At 63.8% G+C, this 21,762-nt stretch carries 18 protein-coding genes, 1 tRNA gene and 1 pseudogene; 16 read left to right on the top strand and 4 right to left on the bottom strand.

The features are described from left to right. The coding region (locus tag DF196_RS10965; protein WP_109057848.1) for a glycoside hydrolase family 127 protein at positions 1-1,297 on the top strand (1,297 nt) is incomplete at its 5' end. A gap of 346 nt (positions 1,298-1,643) precedes the next feature. After that, complete coding sequence (locus DF196_RS10960; protein WP_109057847.1) at positions 1,644-2,477, top strand: YggS family pyridoxal phosphate-dependent enzyme; 834 nt, start codon at positions 1,644-1,646, stop codon at positions 2,475-2,477. A 128-nt stretch (positions 2,478-2,605) separates the two neighbouring features. Here the strand turns inward: DF196_RS10960 and DF196_RS10955 are convergent, their stop codons facing one another. The 3 genes and pseudogenes from DF196_RS10955 to DF196_RS14230 all read right to left on the bottom strand — a co-directional run. Continuing rightward, complete coding sequence (locus tag DF196_RS10955) at positions 2,606-3,619, bottom strand: ribose-phosphate diphosphokinase (RefSeq protein WP_109057846.1); 1,014 nt, start codon at positions 3,617-3,619, stop codon at positions 2,606-2,608. 164 nt (positions 3,620-3,783) lie between these two features. Then, the gene (locus tag DF196_RS13985) at positions 3,784-6,831 is read right to left on the bottom strand and encodes a zinc ribbon domain-containing protein (RefSeq protein WP_241519703.1); all 3,048 of its coding nucleotides are present in this window, start codon (positions 6,829-6,831) and stop codon (positions 3,784-3,786) included. 76 nt (positions 6,832-6,907) lie between these two features. Next, positions 6,908-6,973 (bottom strand): annotated as a pseudogene (locus DF196_RS14230) (zinc-ribbon domain-containing protein); the annotation flags it as partial. 264 nt (positions 6,974-7,237) lie between these two features. Here DF196_RS14230 and rpsF point away from each other — a divergent pair. From rpsF to DF196_RS10915, 6 genes are all read left to right on the top strand, one after another. After that, entirely contained in the window at positions 7,238-7,531 is a 294-nt protein-coding gene (gene rpsF, locus DF196_RS10940) for a 30S ribosomal protein S6 (RefSeq protein WP_109057843.1), read from the top strand. 54 nt (positions 7,532-7,585) lie between these two features. Beyond that, on the top strand, positions 7,586-8,230 hold the full coding sequence (locus DF196_RS10935) for a single-stranded DNA-binding protein (RefSeq protein WP_109057842.1): 645 nt from the start codon (positions 7,586-7,588) through the stop codon (positions 8,228-8,230). A gap of 55 nt (positions 8,231-8,285) precedes the next feature. Next, a complete protein-coding gene (rpsR, locus tag DF196_RS10930) occupies positions 8,286-8,534 on the top strand; it encodes a 30S ribosomal protein S18 (protein WP_033890661.1) in 249 nt (82 codons plus the stop codon). 19 nt (positions 8,535-8,553) lie between these two features. Beyond that, positions 8,554-9,000, top strand: a complete 447-nt coding sequence (rplI, locus tag DF196_RS10925) for a 50S ribosomal protein L9 (RefSeq protein WP_109057841.1) — start codon at positions 8,554-8,556, stop codon at positions 8,998-9,000. 559 nt (positions 9,001-9,559) lie between these two features. Beyond that, a tRNA-Lys gene (locus tag DF196_RS10920) sits at positions 9,560-9,633 on the top strand. A gap of 153 nt (positions 9,634-9,786) precedes the next feature. Next, entirely contained in the window at positions 9,787-10,518 is a 732-nt protein-coding gene (locus DF196_RS10915; protein WP_109057840.1) for an MIP/aquaporin family protein, read from the top strand. A 344-nt stretch (positions 10,519-10,862) separates the two neighbouring features. Here the strand turns inward: DF196_RS10915 and DF196_RS10910 are convergent, their stop codons facing one another. Continuing rightward, positions 10,863-13,676 carry an HAD-IC family P-type ATPase gene (locus DF196_RS10910; protein ID WP_170115053.1) on the bottom strand — a complete coding sequence of 938 codons (2,814 nt, stop codon included), beginning with the start codon at positions 13,674-13,676 and terminating at the stop codon, positions 10,863-10,865. 121 nt (positions 13,677-13,797) lie between these two features. Here DF196_RS10910 and DF196_RS10900 point away from each other — a divergent pair, with 121 nt between their 5' ends. The 8 genes from DF196_RS10900 (at position 13,798) to gatA (ending at position 21,752) form a co-directional block, all read left to right on the top strand. After that, positions 13,798-14,079, top strand: a complete 282-nt coding sequence (locus tag DF196_RS10900) for a metal-sensitive transcriptional regulator (RefSeq protein WP_109057852.1) — start codon at positions 13,798-13,800, stop codon at positions 14,077-14,079. A 253-nt stretch (positions 14,080-14,332) separates the two neighbouring features. Then, positions 14,333-15,772, top strand: a complete 1,440-nt coding sequence (locus tag DF196_RS10895; RefSeq protein WP_109057839.1) for a DNA recombination protein RmuC — start codon at positions 14,333-14,335, stop codon at positions 15,770-15,772. Positions 15,773-15,854: 82 nt separating this feature from the next. Further along, on the top strand, positions 15,855-16,484 hold the full coding sequence (locus tag DF196_RS10890) for a type I phosphoribosyltransferase (protein ID WP_170115052.1): 630 nt from the start codon (positions 15,855-15,857) through the stop codon (positions 16,482-16,484). 170 nt (positions 16,485-16,654) lie between these two features. Continuing rightward, entirely contained in the window at positions 16,655-17,725 is a 1,071-nt protein-coding gene (locus DF196_RS10885) for a TrmH family RNA methyltransferase (protein ID WP_109057838.1), read from the top strand. Positions 17,726-17,860: 135 nt separating this feature from the next. Then, the gene (locus DF196_RS10880) at positions 17,861-18,802 is read left to right on the top strand and encodes an ATP-binding cassette domain-containing protein (protein WP_109057837.1); all 942 of its coding nucleotides are present in this window, start codon (positions 17,861-17,863) and stop codon (positions 18,800-18,802) included. Next, positions 18,799-19,800 carry an ABC-2 transporter permease gene (locus DF196_RS10875; protein ID WP_109057836.1) on the top strand — a complete coding sequence of 334 codons (1,002 nt, stop codon included), beginning with the start codon at positions 18,799-18,801 and terminating at the stop codon, positions 19,798-19,800. The genes DF196_RS10880 and DF196_RS10875 overlap by 4 nt, the downstream gene beginning before the upstream one ends. Positions 19,801-19,905: 105 nt before the next feature. Continuing rightward, positions 19,906-20,205, top strand: a complete 300-nt coding sequence (gatC, locus tag DF196_RS10870; RefSeq protein WP_044089358.1) for an Asp-tRNA(Asn)/Glu-tRNA(Gln) amidotransferase subunit GatC — start codon at positions 19,906-19,908, stop codon at positions 20,203-20,205. 5 nt (positions 20,206-20,210) lie between these two features. Beyond that, positions 20,211-21,752 carry an Asp-tRNA(Asn)/Glu-tRNA(Gln) amidotransferase subunit GatA gene (gatA, locus tag DF196_RS10865; RefSeq protein WP_109057835.1) on the top strand — a complete coding sequence of 514 codons (1,542 nt, stop codon included), beginning with the start codon at positions 20,211-20,213 and terminating at the stop codon, positions 21,750-21,752. Positions 21,753-21,762: the final 10 nt, after the last annotated feature.

Here is a 21,762-nt window from a genome sequence, read left to right as displayed (position 1 = left end):
GCCCGAGTTCTACACCAAGCAGCTCAAGGCCCTGAACGGCGACAACATCTTCCCGGACCTCGGCTTCTACAAGCCCACGTATTTCCAGGCGGCGCAGCCGGTGCGTGACCAGCAGACCGCGGACGGTCATGCCGTGCGCGTCGGTTACCTGTGCACCGGTGTGGCGCATGTGGGCCGTCTGCTGGGCGACGAGGGCCTGATCGAGACGGCCAGGCGTTTCTGGCGGAACATCGTCACCAAGCGCATGTACGTGACCGGCGGAATCGGCTCCACCCATGTGGGTGAGTCGTTCACCTACGATTACGATCTGCCGAACGACACGATGTACGGCGAGACCTGTGCGTCCGTGTCCATGAGCATGTTCGCCCAGCAGATGCTGGACATCGAGGCCAAGGGCGAGTACGCGGACGTGCTGGAGAAGGAGCTGTTCAACGGCTCGATCGCCGGCATCTCCCTGGACGGCCGTCAGTACTACTACGTCAACGCTTTGGAGACCACGCCCGACGGGCTGGCCAACCCGGACCGTCACCACGTGCTGTCCCATCGCGTGGACTGGTTCGGCTGCGCCTGCTGCCCGGCGAACATCGCGCGTCTGATCGCCTCCGTGGACCGGTACATCTACACCGAGCGCGACGGCGGCAATACGGTGCTGAGCCACCAGTTCATCGCCAACAACGCCTCGTTCGCCTCCGGTCTGACCGTCGAGCAGCGTTCGAACTTCCCGTGGGACGGCCATGTGGAGTACACGGTGGGCCTGCCCGCCTCCGCCGAGCTGAGCTCGGTGCGTTTCGGTCTGCGCATCCCCGGCTGGTCGCTGGGCAAGTATGCGCTGACGGTGAACGGCAAGCCCGCTTCCGCCGGGGTCGAGGACGGGTTCGTGTACCTGACGGTCAACGCCGGCGACACGCTGGAGATCGCCCTTGACCTGGATATGAGCGTGAAGTTCGTGCGCGCCAACTCGCATGTGCGTTCCGATGCCGGCCAGGTGGCCGTGATGCGCGGCCCGCTGGTCTACTGCGCCGAACAGGCCGACAACCCCGGCGACCTGTGGAACTACCGTCTGGCCGACGGCGTGCGCGCCTCCGACGCCAAGGCCGAGTTCAAGGCCGATCTGCTGGGTGGTGTGGACGCGATCGCTCTGCCCGCCGTGCGCGTGACGGCCGATGCCGAGGACGCCCCGCTGTACGCCCCGGCCGACGACGAGCCCGCAGCCGAGCCCGCCACCCTCACCCTGGTGCCCTACTACTCCTGGGCCAACCGCGATCTCGGCGAGATGAGGGTATGGCTACGCCGTTAAGCGGAAAGCCCGATGGGCTTTTCGTAGGCGTAGCCTGAGCGAGGCGATAGCTGAGCGAAGGTAGGTTTGGGTCTCGCGCGGAGCGTGAGTCCGTAATTGCTGGGCCGGAGGAATGCCGTTAAGCGGAAAGCCCGGTGGGCTTTTCGTAGGCGTAGCCTGAGCGAGGCGATAGCTGAGCGAAGGTAGGTTTGGGTCTCGCGCGGAGCGTGAGTCCATAATTGCTGGGCCGGAGGACAGGAGATGATTTGGTAATCGTCCCTAGGTGAGAGAGCCTTCCGTGAACGTTCACGGAAGGCTCTTGCATATCCGGGGTAAGATGGGGATTCGATTCAGCGGGGAGAACACTATGACGGCATATATGGACCATAAGGATCTCGCGAACGAGGTCATCGATCAGGCACGCGCACAGGAAATCGCGGACGGTGTGCACAAGGTGCTGGACGGCATCGCGCAGGCCGAGGCCGCGGCTGGACGCGAGGCCGGTTCCGTCAAGCTGCTGGCCGCCACCAAGACCCGCGACGTGGGCGAGATCATGGCCGCAATCGACGCCGGCATCCACATGATCGGTGAGAACCGTCCGCAGGAGATCGTGGTCAAGGCCCCCGGTCTGACACGACTGCTGGCCGAACGCGGCATCGCGCTGGGCGTCGGCGGCGATGACGCGGTGGCCGCCGACGGTGCCGCTGTGACGGATCACATCCCGTTCCACCTCATCGGCCAGCTCCAGTCGAACAAAATCGGCAAAGTGCTGCCGGTGGTGAACACCATCGAGTCCGTGGACTCCATCGAACTGGCGGAGAAGATCGCCCGCCGCGCCACCATGCACGGCATGACCGTGGGCGTGTTGCTGGAGGTCAACGAGTCCGGCGAGGAATCCAAGTCCGGTTGCGCGCCGAGCCATGCCATCGACTTGGCCAAGCGCATCGGTGCCATGGGCGGCCTGGAACTGCAGGGCCTTATGACCATCGGTGCCCATGTGGACGATGAGCGTGTGATTCGCGCCGGCTTCGCGCATCTGCGCCGCACACGCGACCAGATCCTGGCCTCGGGCGCGGAAGGCACCGCCAACTGCAAGGAACTTTCGATGGGCATGACCCAGGATATGGCCTACGCCATCGAGGAGGGGTCCACCATCGTGCGCGTCGGCACCGCCATCTTCGGTGCCCGCGCGTTCATCTGACGCCGTCTTTTGGCTCCCCTCTCTGAGGGGAGCTGTCAGCGAAGCTGACTGAGGGGAGCCACAAGACGAAAGAAGGCCGCCGCCCGTTACGTTGGGCGGCGGCCTTCTCGCTGAAAATCGAATATCAATCACGCATAGATGTTGCGCGGGCGCATATCCTCCGGCAGACCCTCCAGCAGCGTGGCCACGGAGCCTTCCTCGAACACGGAACGAATGCCGGCGGCCAGCAGCGGAGCCACAGACAGCACGGTCATGTTGTCCAGACGCTTGGATTCCGGAATCGGGACGGTGTCCATGAACACGATTTCCTTGGCGCCGCAGTGCTCCAGACGTTCCACGGCCGGGCCGGACAGCAGGCCATGCGTGGCTACCAGCGTGACCGACTTGGCACCGGACTCGTTCAGCGTGCGCACGGCCTCGCAAATGGTGCCGGCGGTATCGACCATATCGTCCACCACCACGCAGTCGCGGCCGTCCACATCGCCGATGATGCCGTGGGCTTCGGCGTGGTTCGGGCGCGTGATGTCGCGCTGCTTGTGGATGAAGGCCAGCGGCAGACCGCCGAGCTTGGCTGCCCACTGCTCGGACACCTTGATGCGGCCGGCATCCGGGGAGACAACAGTCGTGTTGTCCAGATCCACGGCGCCACGCACGTAGTCAAGCAGCACCGGCATGGCGGTGAGGTGATCGACCGGGCCATCGAAGAAGCCCTGCTCCTGGGCGGCGTGCAGATCGACCGTCATGATGCGGTCGGCGCCGGCGGCGCGGAACAGATCGAAGATGAGACGGGCGGTGATGGGCTCGCGGCCGCGGTGCTTCTTATCCTGACGGGAGTATCCCAGGAACGGCGCCACCACGGTGATGGAGCGGGCGGAGGCTCGCTTCAGGGCATCGATCATGAGCAGCTGCTCCATGATCCACTTGTTGATGTCGCCCGAATGGCACTGCAGAGCGAACACGTCGGCGCCACGCACCGGTTCCGCGAAGCGCACGTACATCTCGCCGTTGGCGAAGTCATACGCCGTGGTCTCAAGAATCTCGGTGCCCAAGCATTCGGCCACCTTCTCAGCCAGCTCGGGGTACGCGCGGCCCGTGACCAGTACGAGTCGTTTATCCGGAGTGCCTTCAAGAATCGCCGACATGCGTTCGCATCCTTTGTTCGAGTGCCGTGTAAATTTTCGCCTTACCCAGTGTACAAGCACCCCGTCGCAGCGTGCGCCACGGCGGGGTGCTTGTTTCGTGAGAATCGCCGGAATCCCTCTCATCTAGTCCGATGCGGAAGGGTTCCGGCCGGAATCAGTCTGCATCAGTTCGCGATGCTGACCGAAACCTTGCCATCGGAGATGGAGAACGTGCCGTTCGCGGTGAAGGAGCGTGAACCGTCTTCCGGCTCCCAGCCATCGCTGGAATGGTATTCGTAGTTCATCTTCACCTCGCCCTCCTTGGTGGTGTACGAGCTGCGGGCCATCTCCACGTCATCCACTGTGGCGTAGTCCTTGACCTTCCACTTGAAATTGCGGTAGCGGCTCGTGCCGTAATAGGAGGAGTAGCCGAACGGGCAGCCCTCCGGTTCGGCCTCGGTGGATGCGGCGCATTCGTCGATGGCGGACTTCAGCGCGTCGTTCAGCGCGGACTTCAGCTTGTCGGTGGACTCCAGTTTCAGCGAATCGCTGGAATCGCTGTTGGTGCTCACGGAGACGGTGTTGCTGCTGTAGTACTCCGACTTCGGCGCGGTGGCCTTGTAGATGCCCGGGTACACGGGGAACTCAAGGGAACCGTAGTAGGAGTAATCGTCCGAGCTGGTGGTCGAGTTCTTCGACGTGACCGTCACGCCGTTGATTACCACGCTGTCGATTGAGCTCGGCAGGGAGACCTTGATGCTCTTGACCAGCGGTTCGGTCACAGTCCAGTTCTTGAAGATCAGGAACTTGCTGCCGTTGGCCACCATCTTGATGGAGTCGGAGGTGACTTCCTTGCCTCCCAGCGTGTAGGAAAGCTTGGCGGTCACGGTGCCGTCCGCGTTGGTGGTGGTCTCGGAGATGCGCGCGTTGGTGATCGTGGTGTTCTCGCCTGCGGAGGCCTTGCTGGTCAGCAGTGCGGCCTTGGACTGATCCACGGCGGGTTTGGCGATTTCATTGGCTTTGTCGTAGTCGCCGGATTCGATGGCGGAGATGTAGCTGTTCGCTACGCTCTTCGCGCTGAACACGGAGGAGGACAGGGCGCCGTACGCGATGCCGAACACCACCAGGAAGCCCACCACGGCTCCGGTGATGATGAAGATGCGCTTCTGCTGGGCCGTCATCGTAACGGTCGCGGCGCCCGGCACGGCACCGGGAGTACCGGGCGCCGCAGTAGGAGCGGCGGCCGGTACAGCCGGAATCGCAGTCGGGGCGGCGGTCGGCGCAGCTGCGAACGGAGCCACACCGGGGGCGGGAGCCGGAGCTGCGGCAGGCGCGCTCGGCGATCCCTGAGCGGTCGTCGCAGGCGGGGTCGGACCGCCTACCGGACCTCCCGGCGTCGCGGGCGGATTGGAACCACCGTCAAAAGGGCGGACGGACACCCCCTCGCTCGGCGCGCCCCAGGTGGGCCATTTGCCGAACATCGCGCCGGAGGCATAGATGTAATCGACCACCGGCTGCGGGGTGGCGCGCACGGTACCGCCCACGAGGGCCGGCCACAGCGCAGGCACGGAGACCACGATGGTCGGGCCGAAGGTCATGGCGGCAACCTCCACCAGCACGGCCCAGATGCCCATGATGATGAAGTTCCACATGGCCGGGGCGATGATCATATGCAGAGTATTGAAGGAGTCCAGGTCGAAGCCGATCGCGCCGAAGATCGCGCTGACGAGCAGCCAGAACACCATCACGGCCACCGGCATCTTCCAGGTATGCTTCCAGCCCATGTAGGCCGGGTCGTACATATTACGGGCGGATGCGCGCAGGGCGGTCAGCGCCGTGACCAGGAAGAAGAGCACGAACAGCAGCCAGATGGGCCAGACCGACATGCCCAAGTCGGAGCTGAACAGGCTGGCGTTGGACGGCAGCTGGTTGGTCCCCTGGGTTACGGACATGGTGCCGAACGTGGCGAAGGTGAAGAACATCTCGCCGATGAACAGCATGGTGATGGGGAACGTCATCAGAATCATGCCTTGACCGGCCTTGAAGGTGACGACGAACAGCGCGACGATGGAAACCACCAGGAACAGGGCGAGCTGCAGCGTCAGGACCTCGGCGGTGGAGCGCACGAAGCCGCGGCTGCGGTGCAGCCACTGCCAGAAGGCCTGGAACACGGTCTTGGAGTCGGAGGCGTACTGAGCCAGCGCGTAGCCGGACACCGAGCCGACGGCGGCGAGCAGGAAGGTCACCAGGAACGTGCGCCAGGTGGCGCCGGACAGATGGGCCACGATGACGTTGCTTTCCACAATCGGCGCCTGTCCGATGGCGGAAAGCAACGTGACGACCAGAGCGGACAGCACGCCCGCGATGACGCCGGAGATGAGGCCCGCGAACTTGAAGCGGATCCCCTTGAGACGGGACACCATGTAGGCGCCGAAGGCAGAGCCGATGAGCAGCGCCACGCCGGTGAGGCCCAGCGGGTAGGAGATCAGGTTGGATACGTTGAGATTCGAGGTGAGGCCGGAGATGTCGACGCCGGTGAGCTGGTTGGCATAGTCGTTGATCGCGGAGGTGTTCAGGTTGATGCTGGAGCCGCCGCCCACGCCGATCACCAGGGAGAGGATGAGGTAGTGGAAGAAGTTGACGCCGTTGGTGATCTGCAGCATGTCTGTCACGCCGGACATCAGTCCGTTGTTGCCGAAAACGCTGCCGTTACCGAACGAATTGAGCGCGATGGCTGGGAAGACGGACAGCACAATCGCCGCGATGACGCCGATGCCCGCGGAGGCGCCGATGGCCTGCATGTTGCCCACGCTGGTGAGTTCCTTGACCATCGGGTTGGCGGAGGCGGGCTTCACCTGCGCGGGTGCCGGTGCCGCACCGGTCTGGGCGGCGGCCTGAGGAGCCGGGGCGCCGGGCTGTGGTGCGGGCGCGGCGGCCGGGGTCGGAATCGGGCCGGTCGGCGTGGTCGGGCCGGCCTGGGCCGCGGGCTGTGGGGCCGGTGCCGGGGCGGGAGCGGGAGCGGGAACCGCGGGGAATGCGCCGGTCGGCTGGGCCTGCGGTGCTGCCGTGGCCTGCGGGGGTCGGAACCTGCGGCACCGGAATCGCGGTGGTCGGCTGTGCGTTGGGGGCCGGCACGGTCGGTGCGGGGACGGCCGGGAATGCGCCGGTCGGCTGCGCGACGGGCGTCGGTGCGGGCTGAGCGGGCTGTGCGGCGGCCGGAGCGGCCGGGGCATGCGTGGACAGTACGGTCGCGTCGCTTACCGCATCAGGCTGGGCCGGGGCCGCCTGGGCCGCGGGCTGGGCCACGCGCGTGCCGCACGAGGCACAGAACTGCGCACCCTCGCGCACGGCTGCGCCGCAATTCGGACAGAACATGAGAACTTCCCTTCTTCTGGTGAACTCTTCACCGCCCATCGTACCCCCGCACGATTGCACAAAACAGCGCGATTCCGCGCTTTTCCGAACATCCCGGTGTTGCCGCCGGCGGCTCGCGGAATGTCGTGCGCGCTGTCTCGGCCTGTTCATAGTATGGGCAAGTTGCCCAAAAGGGCTTCGCGTACGATGCGTGGGGTCCGGGCAAGCGTATACACACTCCTGCTACGGAACGTCCGTAGCCGATTAGTCCGAAGGAGGTGGGTGATGTCTGCGCACAAGTACGAACTGATGTTCATCGCCGATCCTGAGCTGGATGAGCGCGGTCTGAAGAAGCTGACCGAGCAGTATCTGGAGCTCGTCACCAAGGAAGGCGGCTCTTTCGATGAGCCCGATTACTGGGGCCGTCGCAAGCTCGCCTACGAGATTGCCGGTAAGACCGAAGGCAACTACGTCGTCGTGAAGTACACCGCCGAGCCCGCTGTCAGCGATGAGCTCGATCGTGTGCTCAACCTCAACGAATCCGTGATCCGTACGAAGATCCTTCGTAAGGACGCCTGAGTTACAGCGTTTCAGTCAGCCGATCAGCTGGCGAACAGATAAGTAAGGACCGTTATGGCAGGCGAAACCGTCATCACCATCGTGGGTAACCTCACCTCGGACCCCGAGCTGCGCACTATTGGCAGCGGGGCCACCGTGGCGAGCTTCACGATTGCTTCCACCCCGCGAACCTACAACCGTCAGACCAACCAGTTCGAGGATGGCCAGGCGCTGTTCATGAGGTGTTCGGCATGGCGTGATCTGGCCGACCACTGCGCCCAGTCCCTGAAGAAGGGCATGCGCGTGATCGCCCAGGGCCGCCTGCAGCAGCGTTCCTACCAGGCACAGGACGGTACCCAGAGGACCGTGGTGGAGATGCAGCTCGACGAGATCGGGCCCTCCCTGCGGTACGCCACCGCCCAGGTGACCCGCACGTCGTCCGGTCAGGGCGGCTTCCAGGGTCGCAGCAACGGTGGTTACCAGGGTGGACAGCCGAACAACGGCTACGGCAACCAGGGCGGCTACTCCGGTGGCCAGGGAGGTTACAACGGCGGCTACCAGGGTGGTGCCGGGTACTCCCAGCAGCCCGCGGCGCCGTCCGCCCCGTCCGCTCCGGCAGCCGATCCGTGGAGCTCCGGCTCCTCCGATTCCGGCAGCTTCTCGACCTTCGGCGCTTCCTCCGATTTCGGCGGCGGCGACGATTCCGACCCGGAGTTCTAAAGCCTGCGTCACAAGCTGATCAGCATTAGCAAATCGAATTTTTAAGGAGAACATCATGTCACGTAAGAGGCCGCAACCGCCGGTCAAGCCGTTCAAGAAGAAGCCGAACCCGCTGAAGGCTGCCAAGATCACCGAGATCGATTACAAGGACGTTGCGCTGCTGCGCAAGTTCATCTCCGATCGCGGCAAGATTCGTTCCCGTCGTATCACCGGCGTGACCGTGCAGGAGCAGCGCGAGATCTCCAAGGCCATCAAGAACGCTCGCGAGATGGCTCTGCTGCCGTACGCCACCTCGGGTCGCTGAGTTAGGGAGGCTTTGAACAATGGCTGAATCCAAGGTTATTCTCACCAAGACCGTGTCCAACCTGGGCCACTCCGGTGACGTCGTCACCGTCAAGGCTGGCTACGCCCGCAACTTCCTGATCCCGCAGGGCCTCGCCTTCGCGTGGAACAAGGGTGCTGAGGCCCAGATCGTCGCCATGAAGCGCGCTCGTCTGGCCAAGGCCGTCGCCACCCGCGAGGATGCCGTCGCCGCCAAGGCCGCCATCGAGGGCACGACCGTCGAGATCGCCGCCAAGGTGTCCGAGTCCGGCAAGCTGTTCGGTGGTATCTCCAACGAGGCCATCGCCATCGCTCTGGCCGACAAGGCTCCGGTGAACCCGAAGGCCATCGAGGTCGAGACCATCAAGACCACCGGCGATTTCCCCGCCAAGGTGGCCCTCCACCCGGAGATCACCGCTTCCTTCTTCGTGAAGGTCGTGGCCGAGTGAACCATTCCGGCTTCACGCTGGAATCTTTCAGACTGAAGGTCTGAGCTTAAGCATCGGAGAACCCCGTGTTTGCATGTTCGCGTGCGACGCGGGGTTTTCTGTATTCCCATGGCGTAGGGATTTGCCCATGATGTAGGGAAGTTCCCATGGTGTAGTGATACGAAACGGCGGTATTCCGCGGAAATGCAAAATCGGCTCCCTACACCATGGGAATTTCCCTACACCATGGGGTAAGCGGGGGCAGGCGGTTGGGGCGAGCCTTGCGTCGGGTATCGAAAGACGCCTGATAGCGCCGGCGACAATGAGCGCGACTTGCTGGAGCCGACTCCTCGGCCAGGCTTTGCCGTGAGGCCCGCCGATATTCACGTGCAAACAAATGTGTTTATTTTGTGAAGTCCTGATTTCGGTGGTCTGGAAGGTGCTTTTCGGAGGCTGCCAGACCCGAGAATCGCGTTTTTAAAAACGTTGGAATTCCGGGCGACACGCCGAGACTTGCATCTGCTCTGAATCTGAGTATATTTATCACTCGTTGCAAGGAACACTTCAACAACTAACCAACGCCCCTGTAGCTCAGTTGGTTAGAGCAGCTGACTCTTAATCAGCGTGTCCAGGGTTCGAATCCCTGCGGGGGCACAGATAAACCGGAATCGAAAGATTCCGGTTTTTTGTTTTTCCGACAATGTCGTTTCCACGTTCAGCCCTCGGCGTACACTTACCTAGTTTGCTCGACTCCTGCTTTTCGAAAGCAGTCACACCACCCAAGTATTAGGAAGAAAAGAAGAAGCAGTGGAATACTCCCTCTTTACTAAGCTGGCCGCCGAGTTCTTCGGCACTGCCATCCTGATGATCTTCGGCAACGGCTCCGTGGCCAACGTCGAACTCAAGAACACCAAGGGCCACCATGCCGGCTGGCTGAACATCGCCATGGGCTACGGCTTCGGCGTGATGTTCCCGGTCCTCATGTTCGGTAGCGTCTCCGGCGCCCACATCAACCCGGCCATGACCCTCGCCCAGGCCATCAACGGCCTGTTCCCATGGAACGAGGTGCTGCCGTACATCATCGCGCAGCTGCTCGGCGCCGCTCTGGGTCAGTTCATCGTCTACCTGACCTACTGGCCGCACTACAAGGAGACCGAGGACGCCAACGCCATCCTCGGCACCTTCTGCACCACCGACGCCCACAACGACAAGATCAACTACTTCCTCAACGAGATGTTCGGCACCCTCGTGCTCGTGTTCGGCGCACTGTGCTGCCTCTCCCTGGATTGGGGCAAGCAGGATTACGCCGCCGCCTCCATCGTGGTCGGCTTCATCGTGTGGGGCCTCGTGACCTCCATGGGCGGCCCGACCGGTCCTGGCCTGAACCCGGCCCGTGACCTCATGCCGCGACTCCTGCACGCCATCCTGCCGATCCCGCACAAGGGCTCCTCTCGCTGGGGCGAGGCCTGGATCCCGGTCGTGGCCCCGATCGTGGGTGCCATCGTCGGCTGCTGGATGTTCGTGATCTTCTTCGCCTGATACCAACGGCGACAACGCCGGCATCCGCCCGATAGGCGGTGCCCACGAATGCATGAAGGCGGCCCCTGCGATTACTGCAGGGGCCGCCTTCATGCATTCGTGCCCGGCCTGGCTTAGGTAGGCGCTTATCCGTGGCTCTCCTGTCAGCGAAGGCCGATTAGAGGGTGGTTCCGCGAGGGTTTCCATTAGGCTCTGTTAAACCAAGATTGACATGAATCCCCTTGGACTTCCCCTCAGTCGGCTTCGCCGCCCGCTCCCCAGACACTGGGGGCCAAGACTACGGGGCATGTCAATCTTGGTTTAACAGAGCCTTCCTTGTTGCGCTTTGCCGGCTGTTCGGCCATTCAGTCGTTCAGGAAGATCTGCGGGGCCTTGGCGAAGTTGTTGGCGCAGTGCTCGCCGCAGAAGTAGTAGGTCTTGCCGTCGTGCTCGCGCGTGATGGCGTCGGCGTTCACGGCCACGGTCATGCCGCACACCGGATCGGTGGCGGTCTCGCCCTCGGCCGGTGCGGCGTGATGCATGTGCATGTTCATATCCATGGGATTCTCCTTGGTGGTTGGATGGTTGTTGTCCGTGTGCGCGGACAAGTGCAATGAGGTGCGGTCGTCGATGATGACGGTCGGTTCGACGGCGGGGGAGTGAGAGGCTGTGGCCATAGCGGCTGTGGGCGTCTTGTCGCCGGAAACCAATCCTCCGCCGATATCCGCCCCGTGCAGACGGTTCGCGTTGAGTACCAGGCACACCGAGCTCAGCGCCATCGCCAGTCCCGCGATCATAGGACTCAGCAGCCAGCCGGTGAACGGGAACAGCACGCCGGCCGCGATTGGGATGCCGATGACGTTGTACCCGAACGCCCAACCCAGATTCTCCCGGATGTTGCGCATCGTGGCCTGCGACAGGTCGATGGTCTTGAGCACGCCCCGCAGGTCGCCGCTCATCAACGTCACGTCAGCGGACTGCATGGCCACGTCCGTGCCGGTGCCGATGGCGATGCCGAGGTCGGCCTGAGCCAGTGCGGGCGCGTCATTGATACCGTCACCCACCATCGCGATGAGATTCGCGGGCCGTCTGGTGCCGGACCGATCATCCTGTGCGTTGCGTTCGTCGCGCTCATGCTGCAGCTTCTCGATCCAATAGGCCTTGCCGTCCGGCTTGACCTCGCAAATCACCGTGTCGATGCCCACTTCACGGGCGATGCGGGAGGCCACATCCGCCTTGTCGCCGGACAGCATCACCGTGCGGATGCCTCGGGCGCGCAACACCGCGACGGCCTGAACCGAACCGTCCTTGACCGTGTCCTGTTCGTAGCTCGGGCGGTTCCAGTCCGCGGATTCGTCCACCACGCCGCGCGTGATGGTGCCGGTTTTGTCGAATACCACGGTGCCGATCAGACGCGCCTGCTCCAGCGCCTTGGCGGACGTGACCAGCACGCCGTTCGTGGCGCCCAGTCCCAGCGCCACCGTCACCGAAAGCGGCGTGGCCAGACCCAGTGCGCACGGGCATGCGATGATGAGCACGCTGACCGCCGTGACCATCGCGTGCGCCAGCTTCGGATCAGGGCCGAGCGAGACCCACACGGCGAACGTCCAGATGGCGATGATCATCACCGCGGGCACGAAATACCGGGCGATGCGGTCGGCCAGCTGCTGCACCGGGGCCTTCGTGGCCTGTGCGCGAGCCACCATCGCGGCGATCTGCGAAAGCACCGTATCCGCGCCCACCTGGGTCGCGCGCATCACGCAATCGCCCTTCAGCAGCACGGTCGCGCCGGTCAGGGCGATCCTGCCGGTTCCGGCCGACTTAGTCACGGGTTTCGATTCGCCGGTGATCATCGATTCGTCCACCGTGACCTCGCCGGCCACGATAACGCCGTCCGTGGGCACGCGCTCGCCCGCGCGCACGACCAGCAGATCGCCGGTGGAGACGGCGTCGATGTCCGTATCCGTGGTATTTGCGGGGTTGCGCCATTCGATGCCGTCGAGACCGGTCTCGGTGGCATCGAGGGCGTTGCCGTTGACGTTCAGTACATGTGCGGTGGTCGGACGCAGTTTGATGAGCGACTGCACGGCCTTGCCGGTGCCTTCGCGGGCCTTGGTCTCCAGCAGCCGGCCGACCAGAACCAGCGTGATGACCACACCGACTGATTCGAAATACGGTTCGCGTGAGCCCTCGGGGAAGACCCACGGGGCGATGCAGGTCACCAGACTGTACAGATAGGCGGCCGACGTGCCCAGCGAAACCAGCGAATTCATATCCGGGGAACGATGGACAAGCGCCGGGAACCCGACCGAATGGACGGGGCGGCCGCAGTAGAACATCACCGGGGTAATGAGTATGGCCTGCAGCCAGGGGTTCACCATCCAGTGCGGGACGAGCGCAGGATTCGCCATATGCAGCATAGTGACGACGAACACCGGGATGGTGAGCACCGCGCCGGTAATCACCAGTTTGGTGAGCGATGCGATTTCGTTGCGGCGCTCCTGGGCCTCGCGCTGTTCCGCTGCCGCCGCATCCATTGCCCGCATCGGTGCGGTTGTGCCCTTCACCGACGGCCTACGCAATGAGCCCGTTCCATCCGTGGCTTCCGCCGATGGGCTGTGCAATGAAGCTGTAGCGGCCTTGCTCCCCTCCGGCGACAGGGCCGTCGAGCGAATCGAGACAGGACCATCCTTGGCCCCCTCTGACGAGGGGGCTGCCGAACGGAGTGAGACTGGGGGGGAGAGGCGCTCGGCCTCAGCCGAGCCGTCAGACTGCGAGCGAAGCTCGTCCTTCTCCTTCCCCTCCACGCGCAGCAACCCATGCACCATATTCATGCCACATGCGAACGGATATTCACCCGCCGGCAGTGCCGGCAATTCCACATCGGTCGTGGCATTGCCTGGCAGCATGATGTCCATGCCCAGATCCGCGAACACCACGTGCGAGGTGCATTCGCCGGTTTCCTTCCGGTCGAACGTCAGGGTGATGGGCATGCCGGCCTGCATAGTCACCTGTGCGGGGGAGTAGCCGCCTTTGACGGTGATGGTAGCATGCTGGCGGCCATTGCTGACCGTACCGGCCTCGCCGCGCTGTGGGGCGAAGAAGAACCGCAACACCAGCCATGTCAGAGCTGCCGCAGCCACGAGGGCCGCCGCGGTCGGGAAAATATTAAATTCCATACCCGCTCCTTCCTCTCTTCATTGTACCGGGCAACAGTGTATACCCAATACCCCTATAGGGTATATAATGTGGTGTGTTCAGCTTGAGGAATAACGGATGGCGGAAAGGCTGGTGGCCATTATGCATGGGTACGGCGGCGACAAGGCGAAGGTGGTGGCGCGGTTGCGGCGCATCGAAGGGCAGGTGCGTGCCATCGAGCAGATGGTGGAGAATGACAAATACTGCATCGACATCCTCACGCAGATTTCCGCATCGAACTCGGCGTTGAAGTCCGTGGCGTTGCTGCTGCTGGACGACCATCTCAACCATTGCGTGCGTCAGGCCTCCGTGGAAGGCGGGGCGATCGCCGATGAAAAGCTCGCCGAGGCCTCCGCCGCCATCGCCCGCCTCGTCAAGTCGTGATGGATGGGGTGCCGCTTCTCTTGGCTCCGTTAAACCAAAACTGACATGCACTCCATTCTCGGCTCCCTTTGTCAGGGGAGCTGTCGGCGTAGCCGACTGAAGGTGGTCCAATGGAAGTCATGTCATTTTGGTTCAACAGAGCCTTCTGCTTCGTGATCGGCGGAATCTAGATGTAATACCACCAAAACGGCTTGATTCCGGTGCGAAGGGAAAAATTTTACCGTCCTTCTCAAACAATGCGATACTGGGAACCATGTCTGAACAAATGGGAACCGTAGTGATCGTGGTACTGGTATTGGTGGTCGGCGTGGTGATGGGCCTCGCCGCCGGCTTCCTGCTGGGTCGGAACAAAGGTCAGGAGATGGCCCGTGGCGCCAAGGCCGAGGAACTGGAGGAGGCGCGCGGTGCGTTGGAGGGCGCCCGCACCGAAATCGCCGAGCTGCATGCCGTGAACGCCGCCGCTCGCGCCCAGATGGAGGGCGCGGAACGCCAGCTGGCATTCGTGAAATCGCAGCTGGCGCAGGCCCAGCAGGCCGAGCAGATCCGTATCCAGCATGAGCGCGAACGTGCGGCAGCCGAAGCTGAGGAACGCCGTCAAGCAGAGGCCAAGGCGGCCGAGGAACGTCGCCGTGTGGAGGTGGAGGCCGCCGAAACGAAGCGGCGCGAGCAGGAGGCACGGCTCCAGGAGCAGAGCAAGGTGCTGGAGGCGCTGGCGCCGGTAGCCAAGAACCTCGATGCGCTGCAGAACAAGGTCACGCAAATCGAGGAGGGGCGCAAACAGGAGATGGGTGCCCTCGGGGCCCAGCTCAAGGGACTGAACGACCAGCAGGCCCGTCTGGACAAGGAGACGAGCTCCCTGTCCGCCGCATTGCGCAATAACAAGGTGCGTGGCGCCTGGGGCGAGGCCCAGCTGAAGAACATCGTGGAGTCCGCCGGACTCCTGGAACATGTGGACTTCGATACGCAGGTGGTGGTCACCGGCGCGGATGGGCGCACGTTGCGTCCGGATATGATCGTCCATCTGCCCGGCGGCAAGACCATTCCGATCGATGCCAAGGTGCCGTACGCCGATTACCAGCGTGCCTGCGAGATTCCGGAGACCGCAAGTCCGGAGGAACTGGCCCGGCGAGACGAGCTGCTGCGCTCGCACGCCAAGGCGTTGCGCGAGCATGTGCGTGCTCTCGGCGAGAAGGCCTACTGGAACGCCTTCAGCACGGCCCCGGATTTCGTGGTGGCGTTCATCCCCAACGAGGCATTGCTCCAGGCCGCACTCGAAGCCGATCCCACGTTGATGGACGACGCCTTCTCCCGCAAGGTGGCGCTCACCTCGCCGGTCACGCTGTGGGCCGTGCTGAAGTCCGTGGCGTACGCCTGGCAGCAGCAGTCCCTGACCGATGACGCCAAGCAACTGTTCGACCTGTCCCGCGAACTCTACGATCGCTTCGCCGTGCTGGGCGATTACGCCACCAAGCTCGGCACCCAGATCTCCAAGACGGTCGGCGCTTATAACAAGTTCGCCGCCAGCCTGGAGAAGCGCGTGCTCCCCACGGCACGCAAGCTGCAGAAGATTGAGCCCACCAAGCTCATCAGCGAAGTGCCGCTCATCGAATCCGAAGCCGGCAACATCAACGAACTCGCCGCCCCCGAAGTTGCGCCTTCGGAACCTGATGCAGGTGATAACGCCCAAGACTGAGTCGATGCATGTCGAGCGCTGAGTATGGGCCGGACGGACTATCAAGCCCGGCCCTGACCCCCTCAGGCGATAGGCTGGGAACATGACTGAATCTGGATTCCGCCGTACCGGCACCCCGGACCTTGCCGCCTCGAAGAACGCCACCGATTTCGCCATGCTCGACCCGCGCGAGCAGCTGGCCTCCCTGCTCAAGGAGCATGTGGTGGGCCGTCCCTTCTCCGAACTGGCCGCCGTGACCTTCGACCATCGCGCGGCCGTGGTGATGGGCCATGTGCTGCTCGACGCCCTTGAGGATGCCGGCTACTCGGTGGATGATTTCGATGCGGTCGGTGCGCTGACCGCCGCCGCCGTGCCGATGGTCTCCGCGATGATGCAGGCCGCCGCTTCCCGCGGTGAGGCTCTGGACGGATTCGTCATGGACTTCGTCTATCCCTCCATCAAGGGGCCGTCCATTGAAGGCCGACGTGTGGTGCTGTTGGACGCATGGCTGTCCGAGAAATCGTATGTGCAGACCAGCTCCCTGGTCACATTGCGCAACGGCAACGAATTGAGCCTCGATTTCGGCGTGGTGGAGCAGCTGGGCGCTTCCGTGGTGGCCATCGCCTCGCTGGTCGGCGGCGGTGCGAAGGACATCGACGTCGTTAACCCCTCCACCGGCGAGAGCCAGATTCTGCCCTTCGTTCAGGTCTTCGACGAATCCGAGCTGCGATAATTCGCTGTCACTGACCCGATCTAACCGATTTCATTTGTTATAGGCGGATTTGTCCCTGAGGAAGCTCTTTCATGTCATGCGCCTCCGGGAATCCGCCTATATCAATGTTTTCCATGCTTTTTGCCTGAGCTGGCAAAAGCCAAGATGTGCAATCACAGGAGGTATGCGGCTTGCACGCGCCGAATCAGATTTCCCTGGCCGCCAAGGCATCCGGCGAACCCGAATTCCGAGAAATCGGCGTAGGCCCATGGGCCGAGACACATCCCGGCGAACCCCGTCCGGATGATGCCGCATCGCCCAACTATGATGCCCGCTTCGATACAGCACTTCTGGATGAGGGCGACCGACGCAACGTGCTCGACCGGTACCGCTACTGGTCCGTGCAGGCCATCAAGGACGATTTGGACGCCCGCGGTCGCCATGATTTCGAGGTCGCGGTGGAGAACTGGACCCACGATTTCAACATCGGTTCCATGGTGCGCACCGCCAATGCCTTCCAGGCGAGGCGCGTGCATATCGTCGGCCCTCATAAATGGAACCGCAAGGGCGCTCTGATGACCGAGCTCTACCAGCACGTGGAGCATCATCCCTCCATCGCCGAGCTGGTGGAATGCTGGCGCAACCGCATCGCCGGCGAAATCGCCTATGAACGTGCCCGTGCCGCCGCCGCGGCCGTGCACGTCCACGAATCCGCGGCTCCAGCGGCGCGTCCCTCGGCCGCGTCGCTGATTTCCGAGAACGACCGTCTTATGGCGGATATCGATTCCGGAGACTTCGGCGTACCGGGCCGTGTGCTCGCCTCCGGTACCACTGCCTCGGCTGCCTCGCTCCCGTCCGTTCCCGTTTCATCCGGCGCACGCGGTTCCATTCCGTCCGCTTCGGTCTCTCCGGTCGATGCACCAGCCGCATCACACGCATCGGTTTCGATCCCCGATGCCAGACAATCCGCACTGGCCGAACTCACCGCCGCGGACGCGCGCATCAAGGAGCTGGAAGCCGCCCGCGTCATCGCGCTCGACATCATCCCCGGCGCGGTGCCGATGGAAACCTACGTCTTCCCCAAGCGCTGCCTGCTCCTGTTCGGCGCCGAAGGCCCCGGTCTGAGCCGGAAGGCGCTCGACTTGGCCGACGACGTGGTCTACATCTCCCAGTTCGGCTCCGTCCGTTCCATCAATGCCGGAGCCGCCGCGGCCGTTGCCATGCACGCCTGGATCGCCCAGCACGCGGTCATCGGCCGCTAGGCACGACGACTCTGATCTGCCCGGCCTAGAACGTTCGGCCCCTGATTCGTGCGTTTCGCCCAAAACGGGTAGCCATACGTCGACAGCCGGGCCGTCGTGCTGGCGGGGCGCTGAATCGTCGCCTAGAGTTGAACCATGATTGAGGTTGAGGGGCTCAGCAAACGATTCGGGGCCAAACAGGCGCTCAGTGGCGTGACATTCACGGCCGAGGACGGCAAGGTCACCGGTTTTCTGGGGCCCAATGGCGCCGGCAAATCCACCACCATGCGAGCGATGCTCGGTCTGATCGCGCCGGATGACGGGCATGCGCTGATCGATGGCAAACCGTTCATCGGACTGCGTGCTCCCATGCGTGCGGTCGGTGCGGTGCTGGACGCCAAATCGGCGCATCGGGCCCGGTCGGCGCGGGCGCATCTGCTTGCCCTGGCCTATACCAACAACATCCCCAAACGCCGTGTGGACGAGGTCATCGATATGACCGGCCTGACCAGCGTGGCCAAGACCAAAGCGGGCCGCTTCTCGCTCGGCATGAGCCAGCGGCTGTCCATCGCCGCAGCGTTGCTGGGCGACCCGCACAATCTGGTACTGGACGAACCAATCAACGGACTTGACCCGGAAGGCGTCAAATGGGTGCGCGAATTGTGCCGCTACTACGCCTCGCAGGGGCGTGCCGTGCTCCTGAGCTCGCACCTGATGAGTGAGGTGGCGCTCACCGCGGACAACCTCGTGATCATCGGACAGGGGCACATCCTGGAAACCACCACAGTCGGCAGGTTCGTGGCCGAGCATTCCGCCCGCTCCATTCGCGTGGTCACACCCGAACCGGCCAAGCTCAAGGCGATTTTCGCCAATGCGGAAGGGATTAGCGTCGCGCCGGACCAGCGCACGCCTGCGGATCCCTCTATAGGCGAGGTGTTCCGCATCACCGGCGCTGATCTGGTGTCCGCCGCCCACGTGTTCGCTCGAGCGGGACTGGTCACTTACAAGCTCGTCGAGGAGCACGCCTCGCTGGAGGAGGCATACATGGCCCTGACCCATAGCCAGACCGAATACCGTGCGCAGGAGGTTGGGAGATGACTGATCCGGATAAGAACCAGACTGCGGACGTGAACGCCGCAAACGCGAATGGCATGGAACCTGCTGTGTCTGAGAGCCGGGTGCCTGCTGCCTCCCGCGCGGCCGTTCGTCGTTCCAATCGTTGGAGCCGCCGCATCCGATTGTCCTTCCTTGGCGTGCTCAAGGCCGAACTGCTCAAGCTCGCATCGCTGAACTCCACATGGATCCTGCTCGGTCTGGCTTCCGCGCTCATGGTGGGCATGGCCGCACTGAGCGCCTGGACCACCACGTTCATGGCCTCCATCGACATCGCCACCGGCAAAACGCTTGACCATCCTAAGCCACTGGCCGCCGCCGACCTGTGGGCCGTGCTGGCGTCCTCGGGCAGCACCGCGGCTCTGGTGATCGGCATCTTCGGTGTCATGGCCATCACCAGCGAGTACACCACATCCGCCATCCAATCCAGCCTGACCGCTGATCCCAGGCGCGGCATGTTCTATGCCGGCAAATCGATTGCGGTGGCGCTGTACGCGCTCGCTTCCGGAATCGTGGGCATACTGCTGGCATCCGGCACGCTGCTGTTGTTCGCCCGGGGGTATGACGTCACACCGCTCACAGGCGACCAATGGCGCATCATCCCCATCACCGTGGTGGGATTCCCTCTGGTCATCGTGCTCATCGCCCTGATGTCGTTGGGATTGGGCGCCCTGACCCGTTCCACGGTGGGCGGCGTGAGCGTGGTGGTCGTGCTGCTCATGGTCCTTTCCTCCGTACTGGCCATCGTCTCCATGGCCGTCAGCCGTGTCTCCTGGCTCGGCACGTTGGCATACCTCACCCCCGATATGGCGATGAACAACTTCCTCGGCGGCAGCATCCGCAGTGACGCCGTCTCCTCGGTCTCGACCCTGCAGGACTACTGGATCCCCGAATGGTGGCAGTCCGGCCTCATCCTGCTCGCCTGGGTCGCCGCCGCCTGGATCGGCGGTCTCGTCGTCACGCAACGCGCCGACGTGAAGTGACGGCATTTGGCGCCCGTTCCGCGCCGGCGGGCGTCCCGGTCCCGCCGGCCCATGCTTTGGGCAGCGGTATTCCGCGTGTCACAAACCACTCGTATAGTTGGGCCCATGCCAACATTTTCACGCGAAGAAATCGTGCATTTGGGCGATCTTGCCCGAATCGCGCTCACCGATGAGGAAATCACCCGTCTGCAGGGCGAACTGAACGTCATCGCAGACTCCATCAACAAGGTCCAGGAAGTCGCCTCCGACGACGTGGAGCCCACCGCCAACCCGGTTCCGCTCGAGGCATACCTGCGCCCGGACGTGGCCGAGACCCCGCTCACGCAGGAAGAGGCGCTCGCCGGCGGCCCGAAGACCGAGGCCGGTATGTTCGTGGCACCGCGAATCCTGGGAAGCGAGGAGTGAACCCGATGAGCAACGAAACCGCATCTCTCGTCAAGCTGTCCGCCGCCGAGCAGGCCGCCGCCATCAAGAAGGGCGACGTCACCTCCCGCGAGCTCGTCGAGGCCCACCTCAAGGTGATCGAGGCCGCCGAGCCGTCCATCAAGGCCTTCCTCAAGGTCTCCGGCGACGTGGCCCTGGAGCAGGCCGACGCCTTCGACAAGAAGTCCGCCGAGGACAAGGCCGCCCTGCCTGAACTGGCCGGCGTGCCGATCGCCATCAAGGACATGATCGTCACCAAGGGCATCGAGACCACCGCCGCCTCCAAGATTCTCGAAGGCTGGATTCCCCCGTACGACGCCACCGTCATCGAAAAGCTCAAGGCCGCCGGCATGCCGCTGCTCGGCAAGACCAACCTGGATGAGTTCGCGCAGGGCTCCTCCACCGAGCACTCCGCCTACCAGACCACCCACAACCCGTGGGATACCGAGCGCGTGCCCGGTGGTTCCGGCGGTGGTTCCGCCTCCGCGGTCGCCGCGTTCGAGGCCCCGCTCGCCCTCGGTACCGATACCGGCGGTTCCATCCGTCAGCCCGGCGCCCTGACCGGCACCGTGGGCGTCAAGCCCACCTACGGCGGCGTCTCCCGCTTCGGCGCCATCGCCATGGCCTCCTCGCTCGACCAGATCGGCCCGGTCTCCCGCACCGTGCTCGACTCCGCCCTGCTGCAGGAAATCATCGGCGGCCACGATCGCCGCGACTCCACGTCCATCCCGGAGGGCCCGCGCCCGATGGTCGCCGCCGCCCGTGAAGGTGCCAAGCGCGACCTCAAGGGTCTGAAGGTCGGCCTCATCAAGGAACTCGGCGGCGACGGCTTCCAGCCCGGCGTCGAGGCCCGCTTCAACGAGGCCGTCGACAAGCTCAAGGAGATGGGTGCCGAGGTCGTCGAGGTCTCCGTGCCGCACATCGGCTACTCCCTGGGTGCCTACTACATCATCATGCCGTCCGAGGTGAGCTCCAACCTGGCCCGCTACGATGGCATGCGCTACGGCCTGCGCGTGATGCCGCCGGCCGGCGTGCCTCAGACCGCCGCCAACATGATGGCCTACACCCGTGAGGCCGGCTTCGGCGACGAGGTCAAGCGCCGTATCATCCTCGGCACCTACGCCCTGTCCGCCGGCTACTACGACGCCTGGTACGGCTCGGCCCAGAAGGTCCGCACGCTCATCATCCAGGACTTCAAGAAGGCCTTCGAGCAGGCCGACGTGCTGGTCTCCCCGACTTCCCCGTCCACCGCCTTCAAGTTCGGCGAGAAGATGGATGACCCGCTGGCCATGTACATGAACGACATCGCCACCATCCCGGCCAACCTCGCCGGCGTGCCGGCCATGTCCATCCCGGCCGGCCTGTCCGACGACGGCCTGCCCGTGGGCTTCCAGTTCATCGCCCCGCAGCAGCGCGACGAGGTCATGTACAAGCCCGCCGCCGCCCTCGAAGCGGCGCTGGAGGAAAGCTGGGGCGGCCCGATCTGGAACAGCCTCAAGACCCCGTGGCTTGACGGCCTGGCCAAGTGACGGAAGCATC

This window comes from Bifidobacterium callitrichidarum (assembly GCF_003129905.1).
Taxonomy (GTDB): domain Bacteria; phylum Actinomycetota; class Actinomycetes; order Actinomycetales; family Bifidobacteriaceae; genus Bifidobacterium; species Bifidobacterium callitrichidarum.
This window is presented reverse-complemented; position numbering and strand designations above follow the sequence as displayed.